This window comes from Bradyrhizobium sp. CW1 (assembly GCF_023100665.1).
Taxonomy (GTDB): domain Bacteria; phylum Pseudomonadota; class Alphaproteobacteria; order Rhizobiales; family Xanthobacteraceae; genus Bradyrhizobium; species Bradyrhizobium canariense_D.
Genome location: NZ_CP064684.1, coordinates 7655541 through 7680653, shown reverse-complemented (window position 1 = coordinate 7680653; position 25113 = coordinate 7655541). Strand labels below are relative to the sequence as shown.

Sequence of the window (25113 nt, the reverse complement as noted above, 5' to 3'; positions counted from 1 at the left end):
TGGGGAACCTGTGAGGGGGCGTCAATCGGCTTACGGGATTTTAATTCGGGCAAGCACACGCCCGGGGCTTCTTAAGCCTCAACCTCGGCCGCCTCCGCTTTCAGCATCTTTTCCAGCGTTTCCAGCCGGTCGGCCTCCCGCGGCGGCTTGTCCCAGCGCAGCCGGCTGATGCGGGGAAAGCGCATCGCGACGCCGGATTTGTGCCGTGGTGAGCGCTGCAGCCCCTCGAAGGCGACCTCCAGCACCAGCCCCTTGTCTGGCTCGTGCACGACGTGGCGGACGGGGCCGAATTTTTCGGTGGTATTGCGACGCACGAAGCGGTCGATCTGGAGCAGCTCCTCGTCCGTGAAGCCGAAATAGGCTTTTCCGACCGGCACCAGTTCGTCACTGCCCGGCCCTGCGGTCCAAACGCCGAAGGTGTAGTCGGAATAGTAGGACGAGCGCTTGCCGTGGCCGCGCTGCGCATACATCAGCACGGCGTCGATGATGTGCGGATCGCGCTTCCATTTCCACCATTGTCCCTTCGGCCGCCCCGGCAGATAGGGTGCGTCGCGCCGCTTCAGCATCACGCCTTCGACGGCGTCCGCGTCCTCGCCCGCACCAGCGCTGGCGGGATCGGCGCGTGCTGCGGTCAGCGCCTCCCAGCTTGCGAAGGCGACGGTGGGCGACAGATCGATGCGGGGATCGTCGAGCTTACCGATGAAGGTCTCCAGCCGTTCGCGCCGCTCCGCGAAAGGCAGCTCGCGCAAATCGTTCTCGTCGTCGCCGAGCAGATCGTAGGCGCGCAGATGAATCGGAAATTCCTTGATCAGCTTCGGAGACACGACCTTGCGGTTGAGCCGCTGCTGCAGAAAATTGAAACTTTGCACGCGCCCTTCGCGCAGGATCAGAAGCTCGCCGTCGATGGCGCCGGGCAGCCGCAGCGACGGCACGAGGTCCGGAAAGCTCCCGGTGATGTCCTCGCCGGTGCGCGAATAGAGCCGAGCGGTGATGTGGCCGTGCTCGTCGCGGCCGGCCACCGCCTGCACGCGGATGCCGTCCCATTTCCATTCGGCGATGTAGTCGGCGGGATCGAGTGCAGCGAAATCGGTGTCCTCGATCGCATGCGCCAGCATGACAGGACGGAACGGCGCGGGATCGCGATTGACTGGCTTGTCGCCGCGGCCTTCCAGCCAGGCGAACAGGTCGAGATAAGGCGGCGCGAGACCGGGCCAGATCAGCTCGACCTCATGCGGGTCCTTGTCGCCGAGCGCGGCGGCCGCGGTCTTTGCCAGGCGCGCGGAGATGCCGATGCGCAACGCGCCGGTGACGAGCTTCAACAGCGCCCAGCGGCCGGTCTCATCCAATTCGTCGAGCCAGCGCTCGAGCTGCTTCGGCAGCTCGGTCTTGCCGAGGGTGCGCAGGGTGGTGACCACCTCGGTGAGGGTTGGGGGAGGTGGGTTGTTGTGGACACCCACGGCCTTCGGCCACATCAGCGCGATTGTCTCGGAGAGATCGCCTACATAGTCCCAGGATAGGCCGAACAAGACCGGGTCAGTTCGCTGGGCGATAAGATCGCGCAGCAGAGAAGGTTTTGCGTGCTTGAAACTCAGCGCACCGGTCAGCGCGGCCAGCGCGTAGCCGCGATCGGGATCGGCGACCTCGCGAAAATAACTCGTGATCAGCCGCAGCTTGTTGTTGCGGCCGGGTTCGTAGGCGAGGCGGTCGAGAAGTTCGGCGAAGCGGTTCATGCTTCGGCCTCGTCAGCGAGCGGCGTCTCGGTCTCCTCCTCGTCGCCATAGCCGACGAGATCGAGCGGCCGCGACCGCAAACCCTTGCTTTGGCACCAATGCACCAGCGCGTCTTCCTGGCCATGGGTAACCCAGATCTCGCCGGCACCGGTCGCGGCGATCGTGGCGGTGAGGCCGTCCCAATCGGCGTGATCCGAGATCACCAGCGGCAGCTCGATGCCGCGTTGCCGCGCGCGGGCGCGCACCCGCATCCAGCCAGAGGCGAATGCCGTGACGGGATCGGGAAACCGGCGGGTCCAGAGATCGGATGTTGCAGAGGGCGGCGCCAGCGTGATGGTGCCGGCGAGCGCCGCCTTCTTGACGCCCTTCGCCGGCCGCAACTCGCCGAGCTCGATTCCGCGGCTCTGATAGTAATGCGTGATCTTCTCCATCGCGCCATGCAGATAGATCGGCGCGTCGTAACCCGCTTGGCGCAGCAGAGCGATCACGCGCTGCGCCTTGCCAAGCGAATAGGCGCCGACGAGATGCGCGCGCTCCGGAAATAGCGCCACCGACGCCAGCAGCTTCTTGACCTCGTCGGCCGCATCGCCATGGCGAAACACCGGCAGGCCGAACGTTGCCTCGGTGATGAAGACGTCGCAGCGTACGAGCTCGAACGGCGTGCAGGTCGGGTCGGGCGCATCCTTGTAGTCGCCGGAGGCGACGATGCAGGTGTCCTTGCAGGTGACCGCGACCTGCGCCGAACCGAGCACATGGCCGGCCGGGTGAAACTTCGCGCTGACGTCGCCGAGCCGGATCTCCTCGCCATAGTGGATTGCTTGGGTGGAGCCGGCAAAATTCTCGCCATAGCGCAGCCGCATCATGTCCAGCGTTTCCTGCGTCGCCAGCACCGCGCCGTGGCCGGCGCGGGCATGGTCGGAATGGCCGTGGGTGATCACGGCCCGCTCGACCGGCCGGACGGGGTCGATATGGAAGCCGCCCGGCTTACAGCATAGGCCGGCGGCAACTGGCAGCAGGATGTCTTGCGGACGCATGCCTGTTATATAGGTCGCGACCCCGCATCTTCGAGTCATCACCGCTTCGTTCCCTGGTTCCCACAATGCCCCTGCGCTTGTTCCTGACCTCCGGCGATCTCATGGCCGACCGCCGCTTCGAGTTCGCGCGCGACCTCCAGCTCAAGGGCGATCTGGCGGCCGCCGCCGACCTGCTGGAGCAGACCATCGAGATTGCGCCGAATTTCACCTCGGCCTGGTTCACGCTCGGCGAAATCCGCGCGCAACTCGGCGAGCGCGACAAGGCCATTGCGGCCTTTCGCAAATCGCGCGAGTCCGACCCGAGCGATCAGCATGGCGCTCATCTGCATCTGATACGCCTCGGCGATGCGCAATTGTCCGAGATGCCCAAGGCCTATGTGCAGGCCTTGTTCGATCAATACGCCCCGCGCTTCGAGCACGTGCTGATCAACGATCTCGGCTATCGCGCGCCGTCGCTGATCTTCAAGGCGGTGGTGGCTGCCCGCGTCGCCGCGAAGAAGCCCGCCCTGTTCAAGCGCGCCATCGATCTCGGCTGCGGTACGGGGCTCGCGGCCGCCGCCTTCGCCAAACAGGTCGACCAGTTCATCGGCATCGATCTGTCGCCCGGCATGGTCAAGGAGGCGCGAGCCACCGGCCTCTATGCCGAGCTCGAAGTCGCCGACATGATCGAAGGCCTGCGCAGCAGGAGCGAGGCGAGCGCAAACCTCGTCGTCGCTGCCGATGCGTTCGTCTATCTCCCCGATCTCGCACCGGTGCTCGGCGAAGCCAGGCGCGTGCTCGCGCCCGGCGGCGTGCTTGCGTTCACGCTGGAGACCCATGACGGCAGCGGCATCGTTCTCGGCGAAGGCCTGCGCTATGCCCATTCGGCGGAATATGTGCGCGATGCGATGGCGAAGGCCGGCCTCAAGCTCCTCACATTGGAGCAGGCCTCGCCACGCACCGAGAACAACGAACCGGTGGGCGGCCTCGTCGTGGTCGCCGAGAAAACTTGAGTTTAGGCGCTATAAGCGGCGCTTTAAGCGTCATTGCGTCGCAAAGCCGCGACTTCCCACTTGCGAGCCGTGCGGCGATGCCAGCACAATGCGCGCACCAGGGAGAAACAAACAATGACCAGGAATCCATCGCGGCGCGATTTCAGCGCCGCCGCGCTCGCGACCATCGCGGCCTCCACCTTGCCCGCGCCCTATGTCTGGGCCGCGGAGAAGAAATACGATTCCGGCGCCAGCGACACCGAGATCAAGATCGGGCAGACCGTGCCGCATTCCGGCCCCGGCTCGCTCTACGGCGTGCTCGGGCGCGTCGGCGAGGCCTATTTCCAGATGCTGAACGAAAAGGGCGGCATCAACGGACGCAAGGTCAAATTCCTCACCATGGATGATGCCTACAGCGCGCCGAAATGCGTCGAGGCGACGCGGCGCCTGGTCGAGCAGGAGGAGGTGCTCGCGCTCTACGGCTCGCTCGGCACCGCGCCGCAGACCGCCGTGCACAAATACCTCAACTCGAAGGGCGTGCCGCAGTTGCTGCTCAACACCGGCGCGTCGAAGTGGAATAACCCGAAAGAGTTCAAATGGACGATGGCTGGCTTGCCGCTCTATCCGACCGAGGCGCGGATCCTGGCGCGGCACGTCGTCAGCGTGAAGCCGAACGCGAAGGTCGGCATCCTGTACCAGAACGACGATTTCGGCCGCGACTTCCTCGGCCCCTTCAAGAAGGTTCTGGAAGACGCCGGCGGCACCGCCAAGGTGATCATGGAGCAGACCTACGATCTGACCGATCCGACGGTCGATTCCCAGCTCATCAACCTCTCGAAGTCGGGTGCGGACGTCTTCTACAACATCTCCACCGGCAAGGCCTCGTCGCAGTCGATCCGGAAAGTAGCCGAGCTCGGCTGGAAGCCGCTGCAGCTGCTGTCGGCCGGCTCGACCGGCCGCTCCATCCTCAATGCCGCGGGCCTCGAGAACGCCGCCGGCATCGTCGCCATCCGCTACAACAAGGAAGTCGGCCTGCCCAAATGGGAGAAGGACCCCGACGTCATGGCGTTCGAGGAGCTGCGCAAGAAGTACACGCCGGCGATCGATCAAGACAACACCATCGCCTTCGCCGGCTACGGCCAGGCCGTCACCATGGGCGAGATCCTGCGCCGCTGCGGCGACGAGCTCACCCGCGCCAACGTGCTGAAGCAGGCTTCCAACCTCAAAGGCTTCCACTCGCCTTATTTCCTCGACGGCGTCACTTACGACTACACGCCTGACGATTACACGCCGATGAAGACGCTCTTCATCTCCACCTTCACCGGCAAGGACTGGGACATCTCCGACAAGCCGATGTCGGAGTAGGGGCGCTTTCTTCTCCCCTTGTGGGAGAAGATGGCGCGAAGCGCCGGATGAGGGGGCTTTCTCCGCGTACTCGAACGATGCTCTTTCGCGGAGAGATACCCCTCACGCGTCTCGCCGCTTCGCGGCGATCCACCCTCTCCCACAAGGGGAGAGGGAACGGCAGTATCGCCCTCGTCGTTCACCCCCTCGACGAACCCGTCCCCACGGCTTACCTGTGATGCCGTGCCGCCCCGCATCCGCAAAATCCCGGTCGAACCTGCCGCGCTGCTGCCCGACCGCTTCAAGGCGTGGTTCGCGGCCCGCGGCTGGTCGCCGCGCGCGCATCAATTGGCGCTGCTGGAGAAGGCGCGCGAGGACCGATCCGCATTGCTGATCGCGCCCACCGGCGCCGGCAAGACGCTGGCGGGATTCTTGCCGACGCTGGTCGAGCTGAGCTCCGCGCCCAAAGCTTCGGCGAAATCGGTGATCTCCACCGGCCGCAGTCTGCAACGCACCGGCGGCCTGCACACGCTCTACATCTCGCCGCTCAAGGCGCTCGCGGTCGATATCGCGCGCAACCTCGAGCGCCCCGTCGCCGAGATGGCGCTGCCGATCAAGATCGAGACCCGTACCGGCGACACGCCGACGTCGCGGCGGCAGCGGCAACGGCGCTATCCGCCGGACATTTTGCTGACGACGCCGGAGCAGCTTGCGCTGCTGCTGTCCTCCGACGACGCGCCGTTCCTGTTTTCCTCCTTGAAGCGCATCGTGCTCGACGAGCTGCACGCGCTGGTGACGTCCAAGCGCGGCGATCTGCTGTCGCTTGGACTCGCGCGGCTGTGGCGGTTGGCGCCGCAGATGCGGGCGATTGGCCTGTCGGCGACCGTGGCCGAGCCTGAATCGCTGGCGCGCTTCCTGGTGCCGCAGCCCGGCGGCAAGGAAGCGGCGGCCGACATCGTCCTTGCCGGCGGCGCCGCACCGCCGCTGGTCGAGATGATGGACACGCGCGAACGCCTGCCCTGGGCCGGCCACAGTGCGCGCCACGCACTTCCCGAGATCTACGAGCTGATCAAGGCGAACAAGACCACGCTGGTTTTCGTCAACACCCGCAGCCAGGCCGAGATGCTGTTCCAGAATCTCTGGAGCATGAACGACGACAATCTTGCCATCGCGCTGCATCACGGCTCGCTCGACGTCGCCCAGCGCCGCAAGGTCGAAGACGCGATGTCGGCGGGCAAACTGCGCGGCGTGGTCTGTACCTCCTCGCTCGATCTCGGCGTCGACTGGGGCGACGTCGATCTCGTCGTCAATATCGGCGCGCCCAAGGGCTCCTCGCGCCTGATGCAGCGCATCGGCCGCGCCAACCACCGGCTCGACGAAGCCTCGCGCGCGGTGCTGGTGCCCGCGAACCGATTCGAGGTGCTGGAGTGCCGCGTCGCGATCGACGCCATCGCGGAGAATGCGCAGGACACGCCGCCGCTGCGCCTGGGTGCGCTCGATGTGCTGGCCCAGCACGTGCTCGGCTGCGCCTGCGGCGAGCCGTTTTTCTCCGACGAGCTTTACGGTGAGGTCCGCACCGCCGCGCCCTACGCCGATCTCACGCGGCAGGACTTCGACGACGTGGTCGATTTCGTCGCCTCCGGCGGCTACGCGCTGAAGACCTATGAGCGTTTCGCGCGGATCAAGCAGGACAAGGAGGGACGCTGGCGCGTCGCCAATCCCAGGGTGCGGCAGAGCTACCGGATGAATGTCGGCACCATCGTCGAGGACGACATGCTCAAGGTGCGGCTGGTGCGCTCGCGCGGCGGAGGTCAAGGAAAAGCAGGCGGGTCGACCGGCGTGATCGCGCGCGGCGGCAGGCTGCTCGGCGAGATCGAGGAAGCCTTCATCGAGGGTCTCAGCCCGGGCGACACCTTCGTGTTCTCAGGAGAGGTGGTGCGCTACGAAACCCTGGTCGAAGACCAGGTCTATGTCTCGCGCGCCAACGACAAGGACCCGAAGGTGCCGTCCTATATGGGCGGCAAGTTTCCGCTCTCGACCTATCTTGCCGAACGGGTTCGCCGCCTGCTCGATGACGGGCGCGCGTGGGGCGCCTTGCCGGAGCAGGTGCGCGACTGGCTGTCGCTGCAAAAGGACGTCTCGCGCGTGCCGGCGGTGCGCGAGCTGCTGGTCGAGAGTTTTCCCCGCGCCAACAAGCATTACGTCGTCTGCTATCCCTTCGAAGGCCGTCTCGCGCATCAGACGCTCGGCATGCTCTTGACGCGCCGGCTGGAGCGCGCCCGCGCCCGGCCGCTCGGTTTCGTCGCCAATGAATATGCGATCGCGGTCTGGGCGCTCGGCGACATGTCCTCCATGATCCGGGACGGCAGGATCGACCTCGACGCGCTGTTCGATCCCGACATGCTCGGCGACGACCTCGAAGCGTGGCTTGCCGAATCCGCGCTGATGAAGCGCACGTTCCGCAATTGCGCGATCATCTCCGGCCTGATTGCGCGGCGGCACACCGGTGAGGAGAAGAGCCGCCGTCAGGTGCTGTTCTCGACCGATCTCGTTTACGACGTCCTGCGCAAGCACCAGGCCGATCACGTGCTGTTGCGCGCCGCCCGTGCCGATGCCGCCACTGGCCTGCTCGATCTGCGACGCCTCAGCGACATGCTCACCCGCATCCGGGGCCGCATCACGCATCGGGAACTCGACCACGTCTCCCCGCTCGCCGTCCCCGTGATGCTGGAAATCGGCCGCGAGTCAGTCTATGGCGAAGCTGGAGACGAGCTCCTGGCGGAGGCCGCCGACGAGCTCGTCAAAGAGGCGATGGGATAACAGCAGGTTTTGACGTGGGGGCAGGCGCGCTGGTTTCAGGGGATATCGAGGACATGCGCGTTTCGAATGTCAGCATCAGCAGCGTGACCTTCGCGGCCGATCTCTCCGGCGCGCTATTCTGGGAAGAGCAGCGCCTGCTCGTCGTCTCCGACCTGCATCTGGAAAAAGGTTCCAGCTTCGCCATGCGCGGCGTGCTGCTGCCGCCTTACGACACCATCGCGACGCTCAGTCGTCTCGCTGCTGTCATCTCGCGCCATGATCCCCGAATCGTCATCGCGCTCGGCGACAGTTTTCACGATCGCACGGCGCATGGACGGCTGTCGGCGGAGGATCGCGACGCGGTCGCCGCCTTGCAGGCTGGCCGCGACTGGATCTGGATCTCAGGCAATCACGATCCGGCGCTGCCGCGTGATCTCGGCGGCACCGTCGCCGACGAAGTTGCGATCGGTCCGATCACCTTCCGCCACGAGCCGACGGGCGCGAGCGGCGAGATCGCCGGCCATCTTCATCCCAAGGCGCGTGTCTCCGCGCGCGGCCGCTCGATGGAGCGCCGCTGTTTCGCCTGTGACGGCGAGCGTGCCGTGATGCCCGCCTTCGGCGCCTACGCCGGCGGCCTCAGCATCCGCGATGTGGCGTTTGCAAAGATCTTTCCAATGAACGGTTTTGTCGCGCACCTGCTCGGCGACCGCCGCGTCCACGCGATCGCCGCGTCACGGTGCAGCTAAGCCGCTTTCGCCTGCACGTCGTCGCAGAACTCCGCCAGCCGATCTGCCAGCCGCAACGTCGCGGGACTTGCGCCCGGCGCGGCCATCAGCGCCACTTCGGTCCGGTTGATCGGCGCAAAGCCGTCCTTCGCGCTCAGCACGCGGTGGTCGGACTGGATCGCCATCTCCGACAGGATGCTCAAGCCCATGCCGGCCGCGACCGCGGCCTGGATGCCGGCCAGGCTCGATGACGTATAGGACATGTGCCAAATGCGGCCCGCGCTTTCCAGCGCATGGATGGCGCCGGCGCGGTAGAGGCAGCCGAGCGGAAAGCCGATCAGCGGCACGGAGGCGACATCGGCGTGGATCGGATGGCTCTTGCTGGTCACCCAGTGCACCTGCTCCGGCCACACCGCAATCGCGCCTTTCTCACCGGCCGCGCGCTTGAACAGCGCCAGATCGAGCTCGCCGCGATCGAGGTCGCGGGCGAGATTCTTGCTCTGGTCGGCGCGCACATCGAGCCGCAGGCCCGGATGCGAGCGCGAGAACGCGCCGAGCAGTTTCGCCAGCCGATACGCCGCAAAGTCCTCGGGGATGCCGAGCCGGATTGCGCCTTCGCCGTCGGGCTGGCGCAGCACGTCGCGCGCCTCTTCCGCAAGCGACAACAACCGCCGCGCATAGGACAGCAGCCGCTCGCCGGCTTCGGTGGGGCGCACGTCCTTGCCGTCGCGATGCAGCAGGACCTGGCCGACATCCTCCTCCAGCCGCTTGATCTGCTGGCTGACGGTCGATTGGGTGCGATGGACGCGCTCGCCGGCGCGGGTGAAGCCGCCGGCATCGACCACCGACACGAAGCTGCGCAGGAGCTCCAGATCGAGCATGGCTGCCTCCATTCGAAAATCCACTGGCTGAAGTTAATCATTTAATTTCCAAATGACAAGCCGGCTCCCTAGATCGAGGGCTCAGGAGAATGCCCCTCATGTCGCTCGCCCCTTCGCTTGCCGTTCCGCGCAGCCGCTTCAACACGCTGCCGCTGGCCATCGGCCTGTTCTGCCTGCTCTGGAGCTACGCCTTCGTCGCCGGCAAGATCGGCGTGACCCATTGCCCGCCGCTGATCCTGCTCGCCGCGCGCTTCTCGCTCGCCGGCATCTTGATCCTCGGTGCCACGCTGGTCCGCGGCGACGACTGGTCGCTGTCCTGGCGCGATGCCGCGATCTTCGCCGTGCTCGGCGTCGCCAACAACGCGCTCTATCTCGGCCTCGGCTACACCGGACTGCAATCGGTCTCCGCCGGCCTCGGCGGCCTGATCGTGTCGGCCAATCCGGTGTTCACGGCGGGCCTCGCCGCGCTTCTGCTCGGCGAAGGCATGACCTGGCGCAAGGCGAGCGGCCTCCTGCTCGGAATCATCGGCGTGACCTTGATCGTCTGGCACCGCCTGGCGGTCGGCACCGACTCGCTGCACGGCATCGTGTTCACGCTGGCCTCGCTCGCCTCTCTCGTTGCCGGCACCATTTTGTTCAAGCTGCTCGCGCCGAAGGGCTCGCTGTGGGTCGGCAATGGCGTGCAGAATCTTGCCGCCGGCATCGTGCTGACGCCGGTGGCGCTCACCTTCGCCGACGTTCATGCCATCGACTTCACGCCGGGCCTGATCGGCGCCTTCGCCTTCCTCGTGCTCGGCGGCTCGATCCTGGCGTACTGGCTCTGGTTTCATTTCTTGAAAGTGTGTGGCGCGACGGCTGCCAGTGCCTATCATTTCCTGATGCCGCCGCTCGGCATGCTGTTTGCGTATCTCGTGCTCGGCGAACATGTCGAGGCGCGCGATCTGCTCGGAATCATCCCGGTCGCACTCGGCATCTACCTGGTGACGCGGCCCGCCAAATCCGTCTCGTAAGAGGCGTCCATCATGCCCATTTCCATCACCCTGATCGGCGGTCCCACTGCGCTGATCGAGATCGATGGCTTCCGTTTGCTCACCGATCCGACCTTCGATGACGCGCACACCGCCTATCAGCTGCCGCATGTGAAGCTGGAGAAGACGATCGGCCCTGCGCTCAAGGCCGATGCGATCGGCCCGATCGATGCCGTGCTGCTCAGCCACGACCAGCATTCGGACAATCTCCACAATTCCGGCCGCGACTTTCTCAAACATGTGAAGCGCGTGCTGACCACCGAGGCCGGCGCGCAGCGCCTCGGCGGGCATGTCGAAGGTTTGGCGCCGTGGGGCACGGCGCATCTGAAAGATCGTGACGGCAACTCGCTGACGATTACTGCGACCCCGGCGCGTCACGGGCCGGCCGGCATCGAGCCGCTGTCAGGCGACGTCATCGGCTTCGTGGTGTCGTCGAGCCGGACCGACACCACATCGGTCTACATCAGCGGCGACACCACCTGGTTCGACGGCGTCGCCGAGGTCGCGCGCCGTTTCAAATGCGGCGTGGTGATGCCTTTCGCCGGCGCCGCGCAAACGCGCGGGCCGTTCCATCTGACCATGGACACCAACGACACCATCGAGACCGCGCGCGCCTTCCCCGATGCGATGATCGTGCCGGTTCATACGGAGGGTTGGGCGCATTTCCGCCAGAACAGCGAGGATCTACGCAAGACCTTCGACGTGCTCGGCTTCGGGACGCGGCTGCGATTGCTCGAGCCCGGCGTGCCGACGGTGGTGCAGGCGCCGTAGCCCCGACTGTCATGCCCCGGCTTGACCGGGGCATCCAGTACGCCGCGGCGGTAATTGTGAGAGCGAGTCGCCTAACGCAGGCCTCTGGAATACTGGGTCGCCCGGTCGAGCCGGGCGACGACGAGAGGAGAGAGCGTAGTCTCCTCAATCCTTGCGAAACACGATCGAAGCCATCCATCCCGTCATCAGCGCCATCGCGGCGGTGACGAGGCCGTAGATCAGGCCGTTCTGCCGCGCGGTGGTGGCGACGAACTGCTCGAAGCCGACCTTGACGATCTCGAACGCGGTCTCGGTCTTGCCGATGAACGCGCCGTCGGCAAACAGCTTGATCTCCACCTCGTAAGTGCCGATCGGCACCTCCGCCGGCAGCGGAATGCCGGTGCGGAACAGCGTCGGCGTCAGGAATGTCACCGCGCTCGGATCCTCGCGGTAGAGACCGCGCTGGGTGCGCAGGCGGATGAAGGCGGAGCGGAACACGTCGTTAGGCACCACATCGGCATAGTCGCCGCTGACACGCTGGGTCAGCAGCACGTTGTTAAGCCCGATCTGCTGACGCCGCGCGATCTCGGGCGAGGTGATGACATCGAAGGAGCGGTTGGCAAATAGCGCGAGATAGCTCGGCACCTCCAGGAACTGGCGGTAGTCGGTGTTGATCCAGATCCCGAAGGTGCGCTCCTTGCGCCGCGTCACCATCTCGGCGCGCGGGCCCATCACGGTGACGACGAGATCGTAGCTCTTGCGATCGGCGGGCGTGGAGGCGTCCTTCTCGACCGAGCCGAACAGCACCAGCTCCTCGCCGGAATAATTCGGCGTCACCGTGACGCGATGGTTGGAGACCGACACGATCAGCCGCTCGGCGCGTGCGACGGAGCCGAGCAGCAGAACGAGCAGGACCGCGAGAGCTGTGCGCATCATCCGTTCACCCCCAGCTCGCGGATGGTGAAGAGGTCTTCGGGCCGGATCACCAGCTCGATGGCGAAGCGAACGCCGACCGAGAGGATCAAGAGGCCGAGCAGCAGCCGCAGCTGCTCGCCGCGGATCTTCTGACCGGCGCGTGCGCCGAACTGCGCGCCGGTGACACCGCCGACCATCAGGATCAGCGCCAGCACCGCGTCGACGAGGTGATTGGTCACCGCATGCAGCAGGGTCGCAAACAGCATCGTGACCAGCGTCAGGACCATCGAGGTGCCGATCACCGTCGAGGTCGGCACCCGCAGCAGATAGATCATGATCGGCACCAGGATGAAGCCGCCGCCGATGCCCATGATGGCGCCGATGAAGCCGATCAGGACGCCGATGATCACGACCGGAATGACCGAGAGGTATATCTTGGAACGCTTGAACCGCATCTTCAGCGGCAGGCCATGGATCCAGTTGTGGGTGCGTCGTGGCGGCACCGCGCCGCGCCGGGTCCGCATTAGGGCGCGCAGGCCTTCGGAGAACATCAGGCTGCCGACGGTGGTGAGCAGCACGACGTAGGACAGTGCGATCATCAGATCGAGCTGGCCGAGCGCACGCAGCTGCGTGAAGGTCCACACGCCCAGCGCCGTCCCGGTCACGCCGCCGCATAACAGCACGCTTGCCAGCGCCGGGTCGATCGCGCGTCGCCGCCAATAGGCGAGCGCGCCGGAAAAGGACGAGGCGGCGATGTGGCTCGCGACGGAGGCGACCGCGACCGCCGGCGTGATGCCGATGAAGATCAGAAGCGGCGTCATCAGGAAGCCGCCGCCGATCCCGAACATGCCGGAGACGAAGCCGACCGCCGCGCCCATCGCTAGCACGAGGAAGACATTGACCGGAAGATCGGCGATCGGGAGATAGAGCTGCATCGAGAGACCACGCTTCCCGCGAGACGGATCGATTGCGCGGAATGCTCGCAGGAGGGCAGAACGATTGCCGCGCCCTTCAATAGCGGAATTCGGTGGCCGGCGGGACCAGGAATTTCAGGCGTGGTGAATGGGCTAAGAGAGATCAGATCACGGCTCGCAGCGAACCGAGCATTCCGCCACCTTCTCCGCCGTCATGCCCCGGCTTGACCGGGGCATCCACTATGGCGCAGCTTCTCCGTATCCAACCGACGCCTCTGGAATACTGGGTCGCCCGGTCAAGCCGGGCGACGACAAGAGGAGAAAGCGTACTAAACCGATTAATGCACAGCCGAGGCCGCGCGCTTGGCGGCAACCGGCTTCGGCGCAGGCTTCGCGTTGGCCTGCGGGGCGCTGTCCCAGCCGCCGTTCGGGGCCGCAACATTGACGGCGTCGTCGGGCTGCGGTTCGGCGCTGAAGGTCTGGATCGCGAGCTTGGCGGCGGCGAGCGATTGCGGGTCGAGCCGCTTGGCGACGTCGTCGCGCTTGCCGGCCGCGTCCGCATCGCCCTGGGCGGCGGCGAGCGTGAACCATTTATAGGACTCGGCGAGGTTCTGCTCGACCCCGATGCCGCGGGCATAGAGGATGCCGAGGTTGAACTGGCTGTCGGCGACGCCGCGGTCGGCGGCCTTCCGGAACCACAGTGCCGCGCTCTTGTAATTGGCTCCGCGTCCGCCGCCATCGGCGTCGAGCACCGCGAGATTGTGCATCGCCTTGGCGTTGCCGCGCTCGGCCGCCTGCGTGTAGTAGCGGCGGGCGATGTCGGCGTCCTTCTTCACGCCAAGACCCTTTTCGTAGAGTGTCCCGAGGCGGAAGGTTGCGGGCACGACGCCGGCCTGCGCCGCACGGTCGTACCATTTGGCGGCTTCGTCGTAATTCGCGGCCACGCCCTTGCCCTCGGCAAAGCGCACGCCGATCTCGTAGGCCGCGGTCGCATCGCCCTTCATCGCGGCGGTGCGCAAGCCGGGGCCACCGATGCCGTCAGGCAGCTTTTCGGTCGGCGGCACCTGGATCATCGCGAGTTTCGCGCGGCTCGTGCCCGACAGCGCGCCGGTGACGTCGCTCGACGCCGCAGGCGGGGTTGGCGCCGCGGTTTGCGGGATTTCGACCGAAGCGGTGCCGCTCGGGCTCGTCACGGACCCCGGCGCGGCATTGTTCTGCGACTGCTTTCCGATCGGCGTCGGCGAGGTCATCGAGGGCGTGACCTGCTCTGGCGCGGCGGGCTTGTTCTCAATGGACGGCAGGGCTCGCGGCGCGGGCTCGCTCGACGTATTCTCCATCGCCTGCGGCGCTGGCGACGAGCTGCTGCCATCGAGCAGGTTCATCGCCATCTTGAAGGTGCCGAGCACGATCACGACCACGCTCGCGCCGACCAGCAGCGAGCGGATCTTCGAGGTGATGGTCGACCCGCCTTCCTGGCCCTTGTCCTTGGCGCGACCGGCAGACGCCTTGGCGGCCCGGCCGGTTTTCTCGGGTGGCTGCGCGGCGGCGGCTTGCGCTGCGCGGCGCGCGGCAGCGATGAAGCTCGACGACGACACCGGCTCCTTGGGCGCGGCCGGGATTTCGCTGATTGCGCTTTCGGACGCAGCGATGCGCTCGGACGGCGTGGCGATGCGTGCACCCGGCCTTGTGCCCGGCTCGAGCGGATGATCCGGCGGCAGTTCGGGCGCAAGCGCGGCGCGCGTGGGCGCGGTATGCGGCTCCAGGATTTCGCTGATCGCGCGTGGCGGAACCGGCGGTGCCATCGGCATCGGCGGCGGCGCCGCCGGCGCGGCGGCTTGGAATTCGCGCGGCGCGGCGGCGAAGGCGGCGTGCGCCGCCTGCGCGGCGGCTGGATTGGGCAGCTCGGGCTTCGGATCGTATTTCGGGTGCTGCTGTTGCTGCGGCCGCGGCTCGTGCGCCATCGGCGCGGGCGCCATGGGAGCGGCCATCGGCATCGGCATCGGCTGCGCCGCAGGGGCGGGCGGCGCGGTGCGCACATTGCGAAGATCGCCCTCGATCATCGAGAGACGATCGACGACGTGGCCAAGGGCGTTGTGGACGGCCTCCAGCGAATCCTGGGTGGTCCGGTTGGTCTCGGCCTGGCTGAAGCGGATGTCGGAGAGCTCGCGCTTGACGAGATCGACCATGCCGGAATCGGCGGGCGGCGCGGAGTTGCGGCTCTCGGCCAGCGCGGAATAGGTCGCCTGCTGCCGCTCCAGGTGGCGCAGGATGTCGTGCAGCCCGTCCTCGACGCGGCTGAAATTGCCGTTGCGCGGATCGGAGGCGGCCTCGAGCCGCTCCAGCAGATACGAGACCCGCTGTTCAAGATGAGCGAAGGTCGAAGCCGAGTCGTTGCCGACCTGCATGCGATCGAAACGGTCAGACAGGGCGCGGATCGCGCTTTCGAGCTGCTCGCTGCTCTCGGATGGTTGAGGGCGCTCGCGCGTTTCCAGAGCGGCGGTGAGCGCCGCGATGCGCTGTTCCAGCACCGCAAAACTGTCGCCTTGGCCGGACGCACGGGTGACCTGGTCGACCTTGGACGACAGCAGCTGCACGTCGTCCGAGAGCCGTGCCAGCGCTTCGTTGGAGGCAACGTTGGAGACGATGCCACGCAGCGCCGAGATCGCGCCTTCGAGCTGGCGGACCGTCGACGGATCGTCATTGGCGCGCAGGATCAGATCGAGCTTGGCGCCGAGATTGCGGATCGCCTCGTCATAGCCGGTGAGCTGCTCGGCCGGCGTCAGCGTGCGGAGCACCTGCTTGATCTCGGACAGCGCGTGCTCGATGCCGGACAGGACCTGACCGTCGGTGCCGTTGGAGCGGGTCTCGTCGATGCGCCGATGCAGCGAGCGGATCTCGTTCTCGATCGATTCGATCGCGCGGCGCGGCATCGCCTCGGTGATGGCGTTGCGGATCTCCGCAAGCTCGCTGCGGAACGTGTTGATCGCCTGCTCGGTATTGTCAGGGCGCTGCAGCGATTCGATCTGGCTCGTGATCTTGAGCAGATGGCGCTCAAGCGCAGAGAAATCCGGCCCCGGCTGGGGTGGCGGCGGAGCATAGGCAGGCGCGGGCGGCGCCATCGGGGGCGCGTAAGGAGCTGCCGCGGGCGCGATCGGCGGCGCGGCGCGCGGCGGCATCTGCCTGGGCGTAAAGCCGTCGAGCTCGCTCTGCCGTGCGGTGATCTCGGCCACCGCGACGTCGAACGAAGCGGGGCTCAGGGGCGGTGAGTTGCGATAGACCTGTGCTGCCGCGCGCTCGACCGCATCGGCCTGGCGCTGGCGCGTTTCAACGGGGGCCTGTCGTGGTGCCGGAGCCTGCTGCGGCTTTGAGATTTGCGACAGCCTTGCATCGAGCCGCGAGATCGCGTCGTTGAGCTGGCGCGCAACGCCCTGCTCGCGCGAAACGTCTTGTCGCGGAGTATCTTGTCGCGAAGAATCTTGCCGCGGCGCGGGCTTTGAAATCCGCTCGATCTGCTGGGTGATGGCGTCGAGCCGCTGGTGGATGTCGGCAACTTCGCGGCTTTCCTGGCTCGGTACTTGAGTCGGTACCTGGCTCGGGACGTTCTGGGCTTGCGGACGCTGGTCGTAAAGTCCGCGAAAGTTTGGCGGGGCGGTCTCGCCGAGCGTGGAGTTCAGCCAATCGTTGAGTGACATGCCGGCGCGACGCGCAGCAGCTTCGGCCCGCTCCCGGACGGATGGATCGATGCCGTCAACACTCCACGATACGCGCGAATTCATGACTCTGTCCGGTTCCGACTCCGGCGCCCCATCCGGCGCCTCCAGTCTTCCCTCGCGTGCCGGTTGCAAAGACAATCGGATTTGGCGCGGGTCGTCTGCCTCGAAAACCGACTTTTGTCTGTTACGGTAAATAACGGGTTAAGGAACCCGTTGACGGTGTCTTAAAGTTGGGCGGCGGGGTGCGACACCCACCGCTGTCATGCCCCGCGAAAGCGGGGCATCCAGTACCCGCAGCCTCTCGATTCCAGCCGCGCAGCCTCTGGAATACTGGATCGCCCGCCCCCGTGCGCAATTGCGCACAAGGCGGGCGATGACAGCGGAATAATACGCAACGGCACGTCATGGCGTCTGGCCAGCCCCTCAGCCCTTGCCCTCGCGCTTGCCATCCTCCAGCGGCACCACGGTGCCGCTTGCGCTCATCGCCGACAGGGCCTCGAGCGCCTCTTCGCAGAAATCGGCCACCATCTGCTCGTGCCGGGCGCCGAGCTGAAGCAGCAGCAGGTTACCGAGGTCGAGCACGCCGGACGCCGCCCCTTCCGGGAAGCGCTTCTTCAGGATGCGCTCGTAGTTCTCGTGGCGATCGCGGTGGTGCTCGAGCCGGGCCATCAGGTCGGTGCGCATGGGCTCGAGGCCGATGCTGTCGAGCGCATGCAACCGCACCAGGAGATCGTCCTTGATGGAAGGGGGCGTGCTTGGCCGCGCGGCCCAGTGCCGCAGCGCTGTTCGGCCCTCCGGAGTCAGCGTATAGATCAGTTTATTGGGTTTGCCGGTTTGCACGACCTCGCGGCCCTGGATGTAGCCGCGGTCGCGCAGCTTGGAGAGCTCGCGGTAGATCTGCTGGTGGTCGGCCTTCCAGAAGAAGCCGATCGAGGAATCGAATGTCTTGGCGAGCTCGTAGCCCGTCATCGGACGTTCCGTCAGGCAAGCGAGGATTGCGTCGCCCAAAGCCATGACCCGGTCCTCCTGTTGTCGATCTTAACCAATTGGCTTGACTTTATGCGCATCGGCGCATATGCGTCAATGTGCATATGAGGCGACCCGATAACGAGGGCAAAAACCGCCCCGAAAACCCCAATGGAGTCAACCTTCGCGCTACTGTGCATGGGGTTGTTTTCGCGTTTTTTGCCCGAGCCTTTTAGGGAGGCACCTGAATGACCGGCCTCGAGTCCTGGTACGGCTACATGAAGTCGCATGACCGGGCAGCGCTCTGGGACCTGCTCCATCCCGACGCCGTCTTCGAAAGCCCTGTCGTGCACGCGCCGCAGCGCGGCCGCGACATCACCTTCAAATATCTGGCCAGCGCTGAGAAGGTGCTTGGCGGTCCCGGCTTCAGCTATGTCGGTGAATGGAAGAGTGAGAGCGGCGCCGTGCTCGAATTCAAGACCATGATCGACGGCATCGAGATCAACGGCGTCGACATCATCAGCTTCGACGGCGAGGGGCGCATCACGCATTTCAAGGTGATGGTGCGGCCGCTGAAGGCGATCAACATGCTGCATCGCCTGATGGCGGAACAGCTTGCCGCCACTCAATCCTAAGCCAATACCGTCACTTCAAGGCCTGCCGGGAGACCACCATGCCGATCTACAAAGCCCCCGTCGAAGACGTGAACTTCCTGCTCAACGACGTCTTCCAGATCGACCGCTACGACAATCTGGCCGGCTTCTCCGACGCGTCGAGCGACGTGCGCGAAGCCATTCTCGGCGAAGCTGCCAAGCTCGCCGAAGAAGTGCTGCAGCCGCTCAATCGCGTGGGCGATCTCGAAGGCTGCAAGCGCGCCGATGACGGTAGCGTCACCACGCCGACGGGATTCAAGGAGGCGTTCAAGCAGGTCGCCGAGGGCGGCTGGCTCGGCCTGTCGGCACCAACCGAGTTCGGCGGCCAGGGTCTGCCGGTGACGCTGAGCCAGGCGGTCAACGAATTCCAGATCTCCGCCAACATGGCGTTCTCGATGTATGGCGGCCTCACCATGGGCGCGACCGCGGCGCTGATCGTCCACGGCACGCCGGAGCAGAAGCAGACCTACGTGCCGAAGATGGTGGCGGGCGAGTGGACCGGCACCATGAACCTGACCGAGCCGCATTGCGGCACCGATCTCGGCATGCTCCGCACCAAGGCGGTGCGGCAGGCCGACGGCAGCTTCAAGATCACGGGCACCAAGATCTTCATCTCGGCCGGCGAGCATGACCTCGCGCCCAACATCATCCACCTCGTGCTTGCCCGCATTGAGGGCGCGCCCGCCGGCATCAAGGGCGTGTCGCTGTTCGTGGTGCCGAAATTCCTGGTCAATGCCGATGGTTCGGTCGGCGCACGCAACGGCGTGGTCTGCGGCTCGATCGAGCACAAGATGGGCATTCACGGCAATTCCACCTGCGTGATGAACTACGACAACGCCACCGGCTGGCTGATCGGCGAAGAGAACAAGGGCATGCAGGGCATGTTCGTGATGATGAACGAGGCCCGCCTCGGCGTCGCCGTGCAGGGTCTCGCGCAGTCGGAAGTGGCCTATCAGAACGCGGTCGCCTATGCGCGGGATCGCATCCAGGGCCGTTCGCTCACCGGTGCCAAGGCGCCGGACAAGCCGGCCGATCCGATCATCGTCCATCCCGACGTGCGCCGCACGCTGCTGTCGATCCGCGCCTTCAACGAGGCCGCGCGCGCCTTCGTGATGTGGACCGCGCTGAAGAGCGACGTCGCCCATCGCTCCGAGGATCCCAAGGACCGCCAGGCCGCCGATGATCACATGGGCCTGATGACGCCGGTGCTGAAGGGCTTTCTCACCGATTACGGCTTCGCCAACGCGGTGCAGGCGCAGCAGATGTATGGCGGCCACGGCTATATCGCCGAGCAGGGCATGGAGCAGTTCGTGCGCGATGCCCGCATCGCCATGATCTACGAAGGCGCCAACGGCATCCAGGCGCTCGACCTCGTCGGCCGCAAGCTGCCGCGCGACGGCGGCCGCGCCATCATGGCGTTCTTCGGCGAGGTCATGGCCTTCGCCAAGGAGAACGGCGGCGACGAGGCGATGAAGCCCTACATCACTCCGCTCTCGGCCTCGCTCGGCCATCTCCAGCAGGCCACCACCTGGCTGATGCAGAACGCGATGGCCAAGCCCGACAATGCCGGTGCCGCCGCAACCGATTACCTCAATCTCTTCGGCTTCGTCGCGCTCGGCTATATGTGGGCGAAGATGGCGAAGGTGACGCAAGCCAAGATTGCCGAGAGCGGTGCGACGCCCTATCTCTCGACCAAGCTCGTCACCGGCCGTTTTTTCATGGAGCGGATGCTGCCGGAGACCGCCGCCAATCTCGCGCGCATCCAGGCCGGCTGCGCCACCATCATGGAACTGCCGGCGGAAGCGTTCTGAAGCCGCTTTCGCTGCGACCGGATCACGACCACAAGATCATCACATCAGGAGGGCGTCATGCCTGAGGCATTCATCTACGACCACGTCCGCACCCCGCGCGGCCGCGGCAAGGCGGACGGCGCGCTGCACGAAGTCACCGCGCTCGCGCTCGCGACCGTGCCGCTCAAGGCGCTGAAGGACCGCAACAACCTCCCCGAAGATTCCGTCGATGACGTCATTCTCGGCGTGGTCGATCCGGTCGGCGAAGCCGGCTCCGACATCGCGCGCTTTGCCGCGCTGAAGGCGGGCCTCGGCGAAGCGGTGCCGGGCGTCCAGATCAGCCGCTTCTGCGCCTCCGGCCTCGATGCCGTGAATTTTGCCGCAGCCCAGGTGATGAGCGGCCAGCACGAGCTCGTGATCGGCGGCGGCGCCGAATCGATGAGCCGCGTCGGCATCGGCGCTTCCGGCGGCGCCTGGCCGATGGACCCCTCGATGGCAGTGCCGGCCTATTTCATGCCGCAGGGTGTCTCGGCCGATCTGATCGCGACCAAATACGGCTTCTCGCGTGACGACGTCGACGCCTATGCGGTGCAGAGCCAGCAGCGTGCGGCGAAGTCCTGGGAAGAAGGCCGCTTTGACAAGTCGGTCGTCCCGGTGAAGGACATCAACGGCCTCACCATCCTCGCCAAGGACGAGCATATGCGTCCTTCGACGACGATGCAGTCGCTGGCGCAGCTGCAGCCGGCGTTCACGATGATGGCGCAGATGGGCGGCTTCGATGGCGTCGCGGTGCAGTCGCATCCGGAAATCGAACGCGTCAATTACGTGCACCACGCCGGCAATTCGTCGGGCATTGTCGATGGTGCCGGCGCCGTTTTGCTCGGCAGCAAGGAAGCCGGCGGCAAGTACGGACTGAAGCCGCGTGCAAGGATCCGCGCATTCGCCAATATCGGCTCGGAGCCCGCGATGATGCTGACCGGTCCGGTTGATGTCACCGAAAAGCTGTTCGCGCGCTCGGGCATGAAGAAGTCGGACATCGACCTGTTCGAGCTCAACGAGGCCTTCGCCTCGGTTGTGCTGCGCTACATCCAGGCCTTCGACATCGACAACGCCAAGATCAACGTCAATGGCGGTGCGATCGCGCTCGGCCATCCGCTCGGCGCGACCGGTGCCATGATCCTCGGGACGGTGCTCGACGAGCTCGAGCGCACCAACAAGGCGACCGCACTGGTGACGCTGTGCATCGGCGGCGGCATGGGCACCGCGACCATCATCGAACGCGTCTAAGGGCAGGGAGCAACCAGCATGGCTTACAAGAACTTCAAGGTTGAGACCGATTCCGACGGCATCGCGCTCGTGACCTGGGACATCCCGGGCCGTTCGATGAACGTGCTCGACGAGACATCGACCAGCGAGCTCGACGCGATCGTCAAGGCGACCACGGCCGACGCCGTGGTGAAGGGGGTCGTCATCACCTCCGCCAAGGAGGCGTTCTGCGCGGGTGCCGATCTTTCCATGCTCGAGGGCATGAATCAGGCCTACGCAAAAGTGTTTGGGGAGCAGGGCGAGACGGCCGCGAACCAGATGCTGTTCGAGCAGAGCCGGCGCTTCTCGCAGGTGCTGCGCTCGATCGAAACCTCCGGCAAGCCGTGGGCGGCGGCGATCAACGGCCTCGCGCTCGGCGGCGGTTTCGAGATTACGCTGTGCTGCCACTATCGCGTGGCGGCGGAGAATCCCAAGACCCGCCTCGGTCTGCCCGAGGTCAAGGTCGGCCTGTTCCCGGGCGCCGGCGGCACGCAGCGCGTGCCGCGCCTGGTGCCGCCGCAGGACGCGATGACGATCCTGCTCAAGGGCGATCCGGTCACGATCGAGAAAGCCAAGGCGCTGAATCTGATCCACGCCATCGTTCCCGCCGCCGACCTCGTCAAGGCGGCAAAGGACTGGATCAAGGGCGGCGGCAAGGCTGTTGCGCCCTGGGACGAGAAGGGCTTCAAGCTGCCGGGCGGTCCGGTGTTCTCCAAGGCCGGCATGATGATGTTCCCGGCCGGCAACGCGATCTATCGCCGCGAGACCTACGACAATTATCCGGCCGCACGCGCGATCATGAGCTGCGTCTACGAGGGCCTGCAGCTGCCGATCGACGCCGCGCTCCGTGTCGAGTCGCGCTACTTCACCTCGGTGCTGCGCTCGAAGGAAGCGGCTGCGATGATCCGCAGCCTGTTCCTGTCGATGCAGGAGCTCAACAAGGGCGCGCGCCGTCCGAAGGATGTGCCGCCGACCAAGGTGAAGAAGATCGCCGTGATCGGCGCCGGCTTCATGGGCGCGAGCGTCGGCTATGTCTCAGCCCGTGCCGGTCTCGACGTCGTCCTGATCGATCGCGACCAGGAGAGCGCCGACAAGGGCAAGGCGCATGCGCAAAAGGTGATCGAGGAGCAGATCAAGAAGGGCCGCGCCAAGCCCGGCGACGCAGAAGCGCTGCTCGCGCGCATCACGGCGACCGCGGACTATTCCGCGCTCAAGGACGTCGATCTCGTCATCGAGGCCGTGTTCGAGGACCGCAAGGTCAAGGCTGATACCTTTGCCAAGGCGCAGGAGCACATGAAGCCGGACGTGATCTTCGCGTCCAACACCTCGACGCTTCCGATCACCTCGCTGGCGGAATCCTTCAAGGACCAAGGCAGGTTCGTCGGCATCCACTTCTTCTCGCCGGTCGAGAAGATGATGCTGGTCGAGATCATCCAGGGCAAGAACACCGGCGATCTCGCGATCGCGACCGCGCTCGACTACGTCCGGCAGATCGGCAAGACGCCGATCGTCGTCAACGACTCCAGAGGCTTCTTCGCCAATCGCTGCGTCGGCCGCTACGTCGCCGAGGGCAACGAGATGTTCCTCGAGGGCGTGCCGCCGGCGATGATCGAGAACTGCGCCAAGATGGCCGGCATGCCGGTCGGCCCGCTCTCGCTGTCGGACGAGGTCGCGCTCGACCTCGGGCTCAAGATCATGAAGGCGACGGAAGCCGATCTCGGCCCCAACGCCATCAATCCCGATCAGAAGAAGCTGATGGTGGAAATGGTCGAGAAGCAGGGCCGTCTGGGCCGCAAGAACAGCAAGGGCTTCTACGACTACCCCGAGAAGGGCAAGGGACAGAAGAGCCTGTGGCCCGGCTTGTCCGCGCTGCAGCCCAAGCAGCTCGACCCAGATACCCTCGACGTCGAGGAGTTGAAGCAGCGCTTCCTGGTAGTGCAGGCGGTGGAGGCCGCGCGCACCGTTGAGGACCACGTCATCACCGATCCGCGCGAAGCGGATGTCGGCTCGATCCTCGGCTTCGGCTTTGCGCCGTTCACCGGTGGCACGCTGTCCTACATCGACTTCATGGGTCCCAAGAAGTTCGTCGAACTCTGCCACAAGCTGGAGGCGAAATACGGATCGCGCTTCACCCCGCCGAAATTGCTCGAAGAGATGGCGGCGAAGGGCGAGACCTTCTACGGCCGCTTCGCGCCAAAGAAGGCGGCGGCGTGATTCTCTGAACCGTAGCCGGGATGAAAAATACGAAAGGCCGGATTCTCGATCCGGCCTTTCGCATGTGTGCCTCAGGCAGCCTGGATCAGCCCTTCCTTCTTCATCGCTTCCTGCACCTGCGGCCGCGCCGCGACGCGGGTCTTGTACGCGGCAAGGTTCGGCATCGCCGAGAGGTCGAACTTCATCCGGTCGCCCCAGGTCAGCATCGTGAAGAGATAACCGTCGGCCACCGTGAACTGCTTGCCCATGAGGTAGTCGCGGCCGGCGAGCTGGCTGTCGATGTATTTCAGCTTGCCCATGACGCGGTCCTTGAAGAAGGCCTTGGCCTCGTCGTTCAGCGTCGGCGCGAACATCGGGCCGAAGCTCTTGTGGACCTCCGAGGTGAGGAAGTTCAGCCATTCGAGCAGCTTGTAGCGCTCGGCGCTGCCGTGGGCCGGCGCCAGCGCCTTGGCTGAGGCCTGATCGGCGATCATCTGGACAATCACCGGGCCTTCGGTCACGATCTCTCCGCTATCGAGGCCCAGCGCAGGGACCTGGCCCTTGGGGTTCAGCTTCAGATAATCCTCACCGTTTTCGAGCTTCTTGGCCCGAATATCGACCTTGACCAGTTCATAGGGCAGGCCGGCTTCCAGGAGCGCGATATGGGGGGACAGCGAGCACGCACCGGGCGAATAGTACAATTTCATGGAATTTCCTCCTCTTGTTGCTTGGTTCAGGCGAAAGAACGACTACATGCATCTGCTTGAAATAGTCAAGATTGATGCAGGTGCATCGAATAGGGTAAGAGACGGGCGACGAGCTTGAGCGGGACCATGAAACGCAAACCATCGACCGAGGCGACTTCCGCCTGGATCCGCTTGATGCGGGTGCAGAGCCGTGTGCTCAATTGCGTCGAGCAGGACCTGAAGAAGGCCGGCTTCCCGCCGCTCGCATGGTATGACGCGCTGCTCGAACTGTCACGGGCGCCCTCGGGCGAGCTTCGGCCGGTCGAACTCGAACGGCAGATGCTGATCCCGCAATATTCGACATCGCGGCTGATCGACCGCCTGGTCGACGAAGGCCTCGCCTCGCGGCGTGAATGCAAGATCGACAAGCGCGGCCAGTTCGTGGAGATCACGGAAGCCGGCCGCGAATTGCAGAAGCGGATGTGGGGCGCCTATTCGGCCGCGATCGAGAAATATGTCGGTTCGAAGCTGTCCGATGCGGATGCCGTGAAGCTCAGCGGTCTGCTCGACCGTCTGGGCTGCTCGTGCGGCGAGATGAAACTGCCGCCTGCCCACGTCAACGAAACCACGCCGTTGCGATGATCGCGCGGCAAACCAGCTCGTCCGTGCAGCCGGTGGCTGCGCGGACCATCCCTGTCACCCACGCGCGTTCGATC

19 protein-coding genes are annotated in these 25113 nt (G+C 65.5%); 11 read left to right on the top strand and 8 right to left on the bottom strand.

The window, feature by feature from the left end:
• Nucleotides 1–71: 71 nt before the first annotated feature.
• Nucleotides 72–1730, bottom strand: a complete 1659-nt coding sequence (locus IVB54_RS36755; RefSeq protein WP_018460032.1) for an ATP-dependent DNA ligase — start codon at nucleotides 1728–1730, stop codon at nucleotides 72–74.
• Complete coding sequence (locus tag IVB54_RS36750; protein ID WP_018460031.1) at nucleotides 1727–2764, bottom strand: ligase-associated DNA damage response exonuclease; 1038 nt, start codon at nucleotides 2762–2764, stop codon at nucleotides 1727–1729. The genes IVB54_RS36755 and IVB54_RS36750 overlap by 4 nt, the downstream gene beginning before the upstream one ends.
• 65 nt (nucleotides 2765–2829) lie before the next feature.
• Here IVB54_RS36750 and IVB54_RS36745 point away from each other — a divergent pair, with 65 nt between their 5' ends.
• The 4 genes from IVB54_RS36745 (at nucleotide 2830) to pdeM (ending at nucleotide 8624) form a co-directional block, all read left to right on the top strand.
• On the top strand, nucleotides 2830–3756 hold the full coding sequence (locus tag IVB54_RS36745; RefSeq protein WP_018460030.1) for a methyltransferase domain-containing protein: 927 nt from the start codon (nucleotides 2830–2832) through the stop codon (nucleotides 3754–3756).
• A gap of 114 nt (nucleotides 3757–3870) precedes the next feature.
• Nucleotides 3871–5100 carry an ABC transporter substrate-binding protein gene (locus tag IVB54_RS36740; protein WP_085384950.1) on the top strand — a complete coding sequence of 410 codons (1230 nt, stop codon included), beginning with the start codon at nucleotides 3871–3873 and terminating at the stop codon, nucleotides 5098–5100.
• A 222-nt stretch (nucleotides 5101–5322) separates the two neighbouring features.
• On the top strand, nucleotides 5323–7899 hold the full coding sequence (locus IVB54_RS36735; RefSeq protein WP_018460028.1) for a ligase-associated DNA damage response DEXH box helicase: 2577 nt from the start codon (nucleotides 5323–5325) through the stop codon (nucleotides 7897–7899).
• 53 nt (nucleotides 7900–7952) lie between these two features.
• Entirely contained in the window at nucleotides 7953–8624 is a 672-nt protein-coding gene (gene pdeM / locus IVB54_RS36730) for a ligase-associated DNA damage response endonuclease PdeM (RefSeq protein ID WP_018460027.1), read from the top strand.
• Here the strand turns inward: pdeM and IVB54_RS36725 are convergent.
• Complete coding sequence (locus IVB54_RS36725; RefSeq protein ID WP_026233925.1) at nucleotides 8621–9484, bottom strand: LysR family transcriptional regulator; 864 nt, start codon at nucleotides 9482–9484, stop codon at nucleotides 8621–8623. The two genes, pdeM and IVB54_RS36725, sit on opposite strands and share 4 nt — an antisense overlap.
• Nucleotides 9485–9582: 98 nt before the next feature.
• Between IVB54_RS36725 and IVB54_RS36720 the strand changes: the two genes are divergently transcribed.
• A complete protein-coding gene (locus IVB54_RS36720; RefSeq protein WP_018460025.1) occupies nucleotides 9583–10494 on the top strand; it encodes a DMT family transporter in 912 nt (303 codons plus the stop codon).
• A gap of 12 nt (nucleotides 10495–10506) precedes the next feature.
• Nucleotides 10507–11283 carry an MBL fold metallo-hydrolase gene (locus IVB54_RS36715; protein ID WP_247364184.1) on the top strand — a complete coding sequence of 259 codons (777 nt, stop codon included), beginning with the start codon at nucleotides 10507–10509 and terminating at the stop codon, nucleotides 11281–11283.
• A 144-nt stretch (nucleotides 11284–11427) separates the two neighbouring features.
• On the opposite strand, the gene IVB54_RS36710 is transcribed toward IVB54_RS36715, so the two are convergent.
• The 4 genes from IVB54_RS36710 to IVB54_RS36695 form a co-directional block, all read right to left on the bottom strand.
• A complete protein-coding gene (locus tag IVB54_RS36710; RefSeq protein ID WP_018460023.1) occupies nucleotides 11428–12198 on the bottom strand; it encodes a TIGR02186 family protein in 771 nt (256 codons plus the stop codon).
• The gene (locus IVB54_RS36705) at nucleotides 12195–13112 is read right to left on the bottom strand and encodes a sulfite exporter TauE/SafE family protein (protein WP_018460022.1); all 918 of its coding nucleotides are present in this window, start codon (nucleotides 13110–13112) and stop codon (nucleotides 12195–12197) included. The genes IVB54_RS36710 and IVB54_RS36705 overlap by 4 nt, the downstream gene beginning before the upstream one ends.
• 317 nt (nucleotides 13113–13429) lie before the next feature.
• Entirely contained in the window at nucleotides 13430–16867 is a 3438-nt protein-coding gene (locus IVB54_RS36700) for a tetratricopeptide repeat protein (RefSeq protein WP_247364182.1), read from the bottom strand.
• 360 nt (nucleotides 16868–17227) lie between these two features.
• Nucleotides 17228–17818 carry a PadR family transcriptional regulator gene (locus tag IVB54_RS36695; protein ID WP_018460020.1) on the bottom strand — a complete coding sequence of 197 codons (591 nt, stop codon included), beginning with the start codon at nucleotides 17816–17818 and terminating at the stop codon, nucleotides 17228–17230.
• Between the two features lie 200 nt (nucleotides 17819–18018).
• Here IVB54_RS36695 and IVB54_RS36690 point away from each other — a divergent pair, with 200 nt between their 5' ends.
• Genes IVB54_RS36690 through IVB54_RS36675 form a run of 4 tightly spaced genes read left to right on the top strand, consistent with a single transcriptional unit; the run spans nucleotide 18019 to nucleotide 23732 of the window.
• Nucleotides 18019–18405, top strand: a complete 387-nt coding sequence (locus tag IVB54_RS36690) for a nuclear transport factor 2 family protein (protein ID WP_018460019.1) — start codon at nucleotides 18019–18021, stop codon at nucleotides 18403–18405.
• A gap of 38 nt (nucleotides 18406–18443) precedes the next feature.
• Nucleotides 18444–20234, top strand: coding sequence for an acyl-CoA dehydrogenase C-terminal domain-containing protein (locus IVB54_RS36685; RefSeq protein ID WP_018460018.1), 1791 nt, complete (start codon nucleotides 18444–18446; stop codon nucleotides 20232–20234).
• Nucleotides 20235–20291: 57 nt separating this feature from the next.
• On the top strand, nucleotides 20292–21500 hold the full coding sequence (locus IVB54_RS36680; protein WP_018460017.1) for an acetyl-CoA C-acetyltransferase: 1209 nt from the start codon (nucleotides 20292–20294) through the stop codon (nucleotides 21498–21500).
• A gap of 18 nt (nucleotides 21501–21518) precedes the next feature.
• Nucleotides 21519–23732, top strand: coding sequence for an FAD-dependent oxidoreductase (locus tag IVB54_RS36675; protein ID WP_085351979.1), 2214 nt, complete (start codon nucleotides 21519–21521; stop codon nucleotides 23730–23732).
• A gap of 71 nt (nucleotides 23733–23803) precedes the next feature.
• Here IVB54_RS36675 and gstA read toward each other — a convergent pair whose 3' ends face one another.
• Entirely contained in the window at nucleotides 23804–24418 is a 615-nt protein-coding gene (gene gstA, locus IVB54_RS36670; RefSeq protein WP_018460015.1) for a glutathione transferase GstA, read from the bottom strand.
• Between the two features lie 126 nt (nucleotides 24419–24544).
• Between gstA and IVB54_RS36665 the strand changes: the two genes are divergently transcribed.
• Nucleotides 24545–25039, top strand: coding sequence for a MarR family winged helix-turn-helix transcriptional regulator (locus tag IVB54_RS36665; RefSeq protein WP_007599417.1), 495 nt, complete (start codon nucleotides 24545–24547; stop codon nucleotides 25037–25039).
• Nucleotides 25040–25113 lie beyond the last annotated feature (74 nt).

Bases quoted from the DNA above. Each gene is read 5' to 3' on its own strand.
- IVB54_RS36755 (WP_018460032.1), bottom strand. From the start codon at position 1,730: ATGAACCGCTTCGCCGAACTTCTCGACCGCCTCGCCTACGAACCCGGC.
- IVB54_RS36750 (WP_018460031.1), bottom strand. From the start codon at position 2,764: ATGCGTCCGCAAGACATCCTGCTGCCAGTTGCCGCCGGCCTATGCTGT.
- IVB54_RS36745 (WP_018460030.1), top strand. From the start codon at position 2,830: ATGCCCCTGCGCTTGTTCCTGACCTCCGGCGATCTCATGGCCGACCGC.
- IVB54_RS36740 (WP_085384950.1), top strand. From the start codon at position 3,871: ATGACCAGGAATCCATCGCGGCGCGATTTCAGCGCCGCCGCGCTCGCG.
- pdeM (WP_018460027.1), top strand. From the start codon at position 7,953: ATGCGCGTTTCGAATGTCAGCATCAGCAGCGTGACCTTCGCGGCCGAT.
- IVB54_RS36725 (WP_026233925.1), bottom strand. From the start codon at position 9,484: ATGCTCGATCTGGAGCTCCTGCGCAGCTTCGTGTCGGTGGTCGATGCC.
- IVB54_RS36720 (WP_018460025.1), top strand. From the start codon at position 9,583: ATGTCGCTCGCCCCTTCGCTTGCCGTTCCGCGCAGCCGCTTCAACACG.
- IVB54_RS36715 (WP_247364184.1), top strand. From the start codon at position 10,507: ATGCCCATTTCCATCACCCTGATCGGCGGTCCCACTGCGCTGATCGAG.
- IVB54_RS36710 (WP_018460023.1), bottom strand. From the start codon at position 12,198: ATGATGCGCACAGCTCTCGCGGTCCTGCTCGTTCTGCTGCTCGGCTCC.
- IVB54_RS36705 (WP_018460022.1), bottom strand. From the start codon at position 13,112: ATGCAGCTCTATCTCCCGATCGCCGATCTTCCGGTCAATGTCTTCCTC.
- IVB54_RS36700 (WP_247364182.1), bottom strand. From the start codon at position 16,867: ATGAATTCGCGCGTATCGTGGAGTGTTGACGGCATCGATCCATCCGTC.
- IVB54_RS36695 (WP_018460020.1), bottom strand. From the start codon at position 17,818: ATGGCTTTGGGCGACGCAATCCTCGCTTGCCTGACGGAACGTCCGATG.
- IVB54_RS36690 (WP_018460019.1), top strand. From the start codon at position 18,019: ATGACCGGCCTCGAGTCCTGGTACGGCTACATGAAGTCGCATGACCGG.
- IVB54_RS36685 (WP_018460018.1), top strand. From the start codon at position 18,444: ATGCCGATCTACAAAGCCCCCGTCGAAGACGTGAACTTCCTGCTCAAC.
- IVB54_RS36680 (WP_018460017.1), top strand. From the start codon at position 20,292: ATGCCTGAGGCATTCATCTACGACCACGTCCGCACCCCGCGCGGCCGC.
- IVB54_RS36675 (WP_085351979.1), top strand. From the start codon at position 21,519: ATGGCTTACAAGAACTTCAAGGTTGAGACCGATTCCGACGGCATCGCG.
- gstA (WP_018460015.1), bottom strand. From the start codon at position 24,418: ATGAAATTGTACTATTCGCCCGGTGCGTGCTCGCTGTCCCCCCATATC.
- IVB54_RS36665 (WP_007599417.1), top strand. From the start codon at position 24,545: ATGAAACGCAAACCATCGACCGAGGCGACTTCCGCCTGGATCCGCTTG.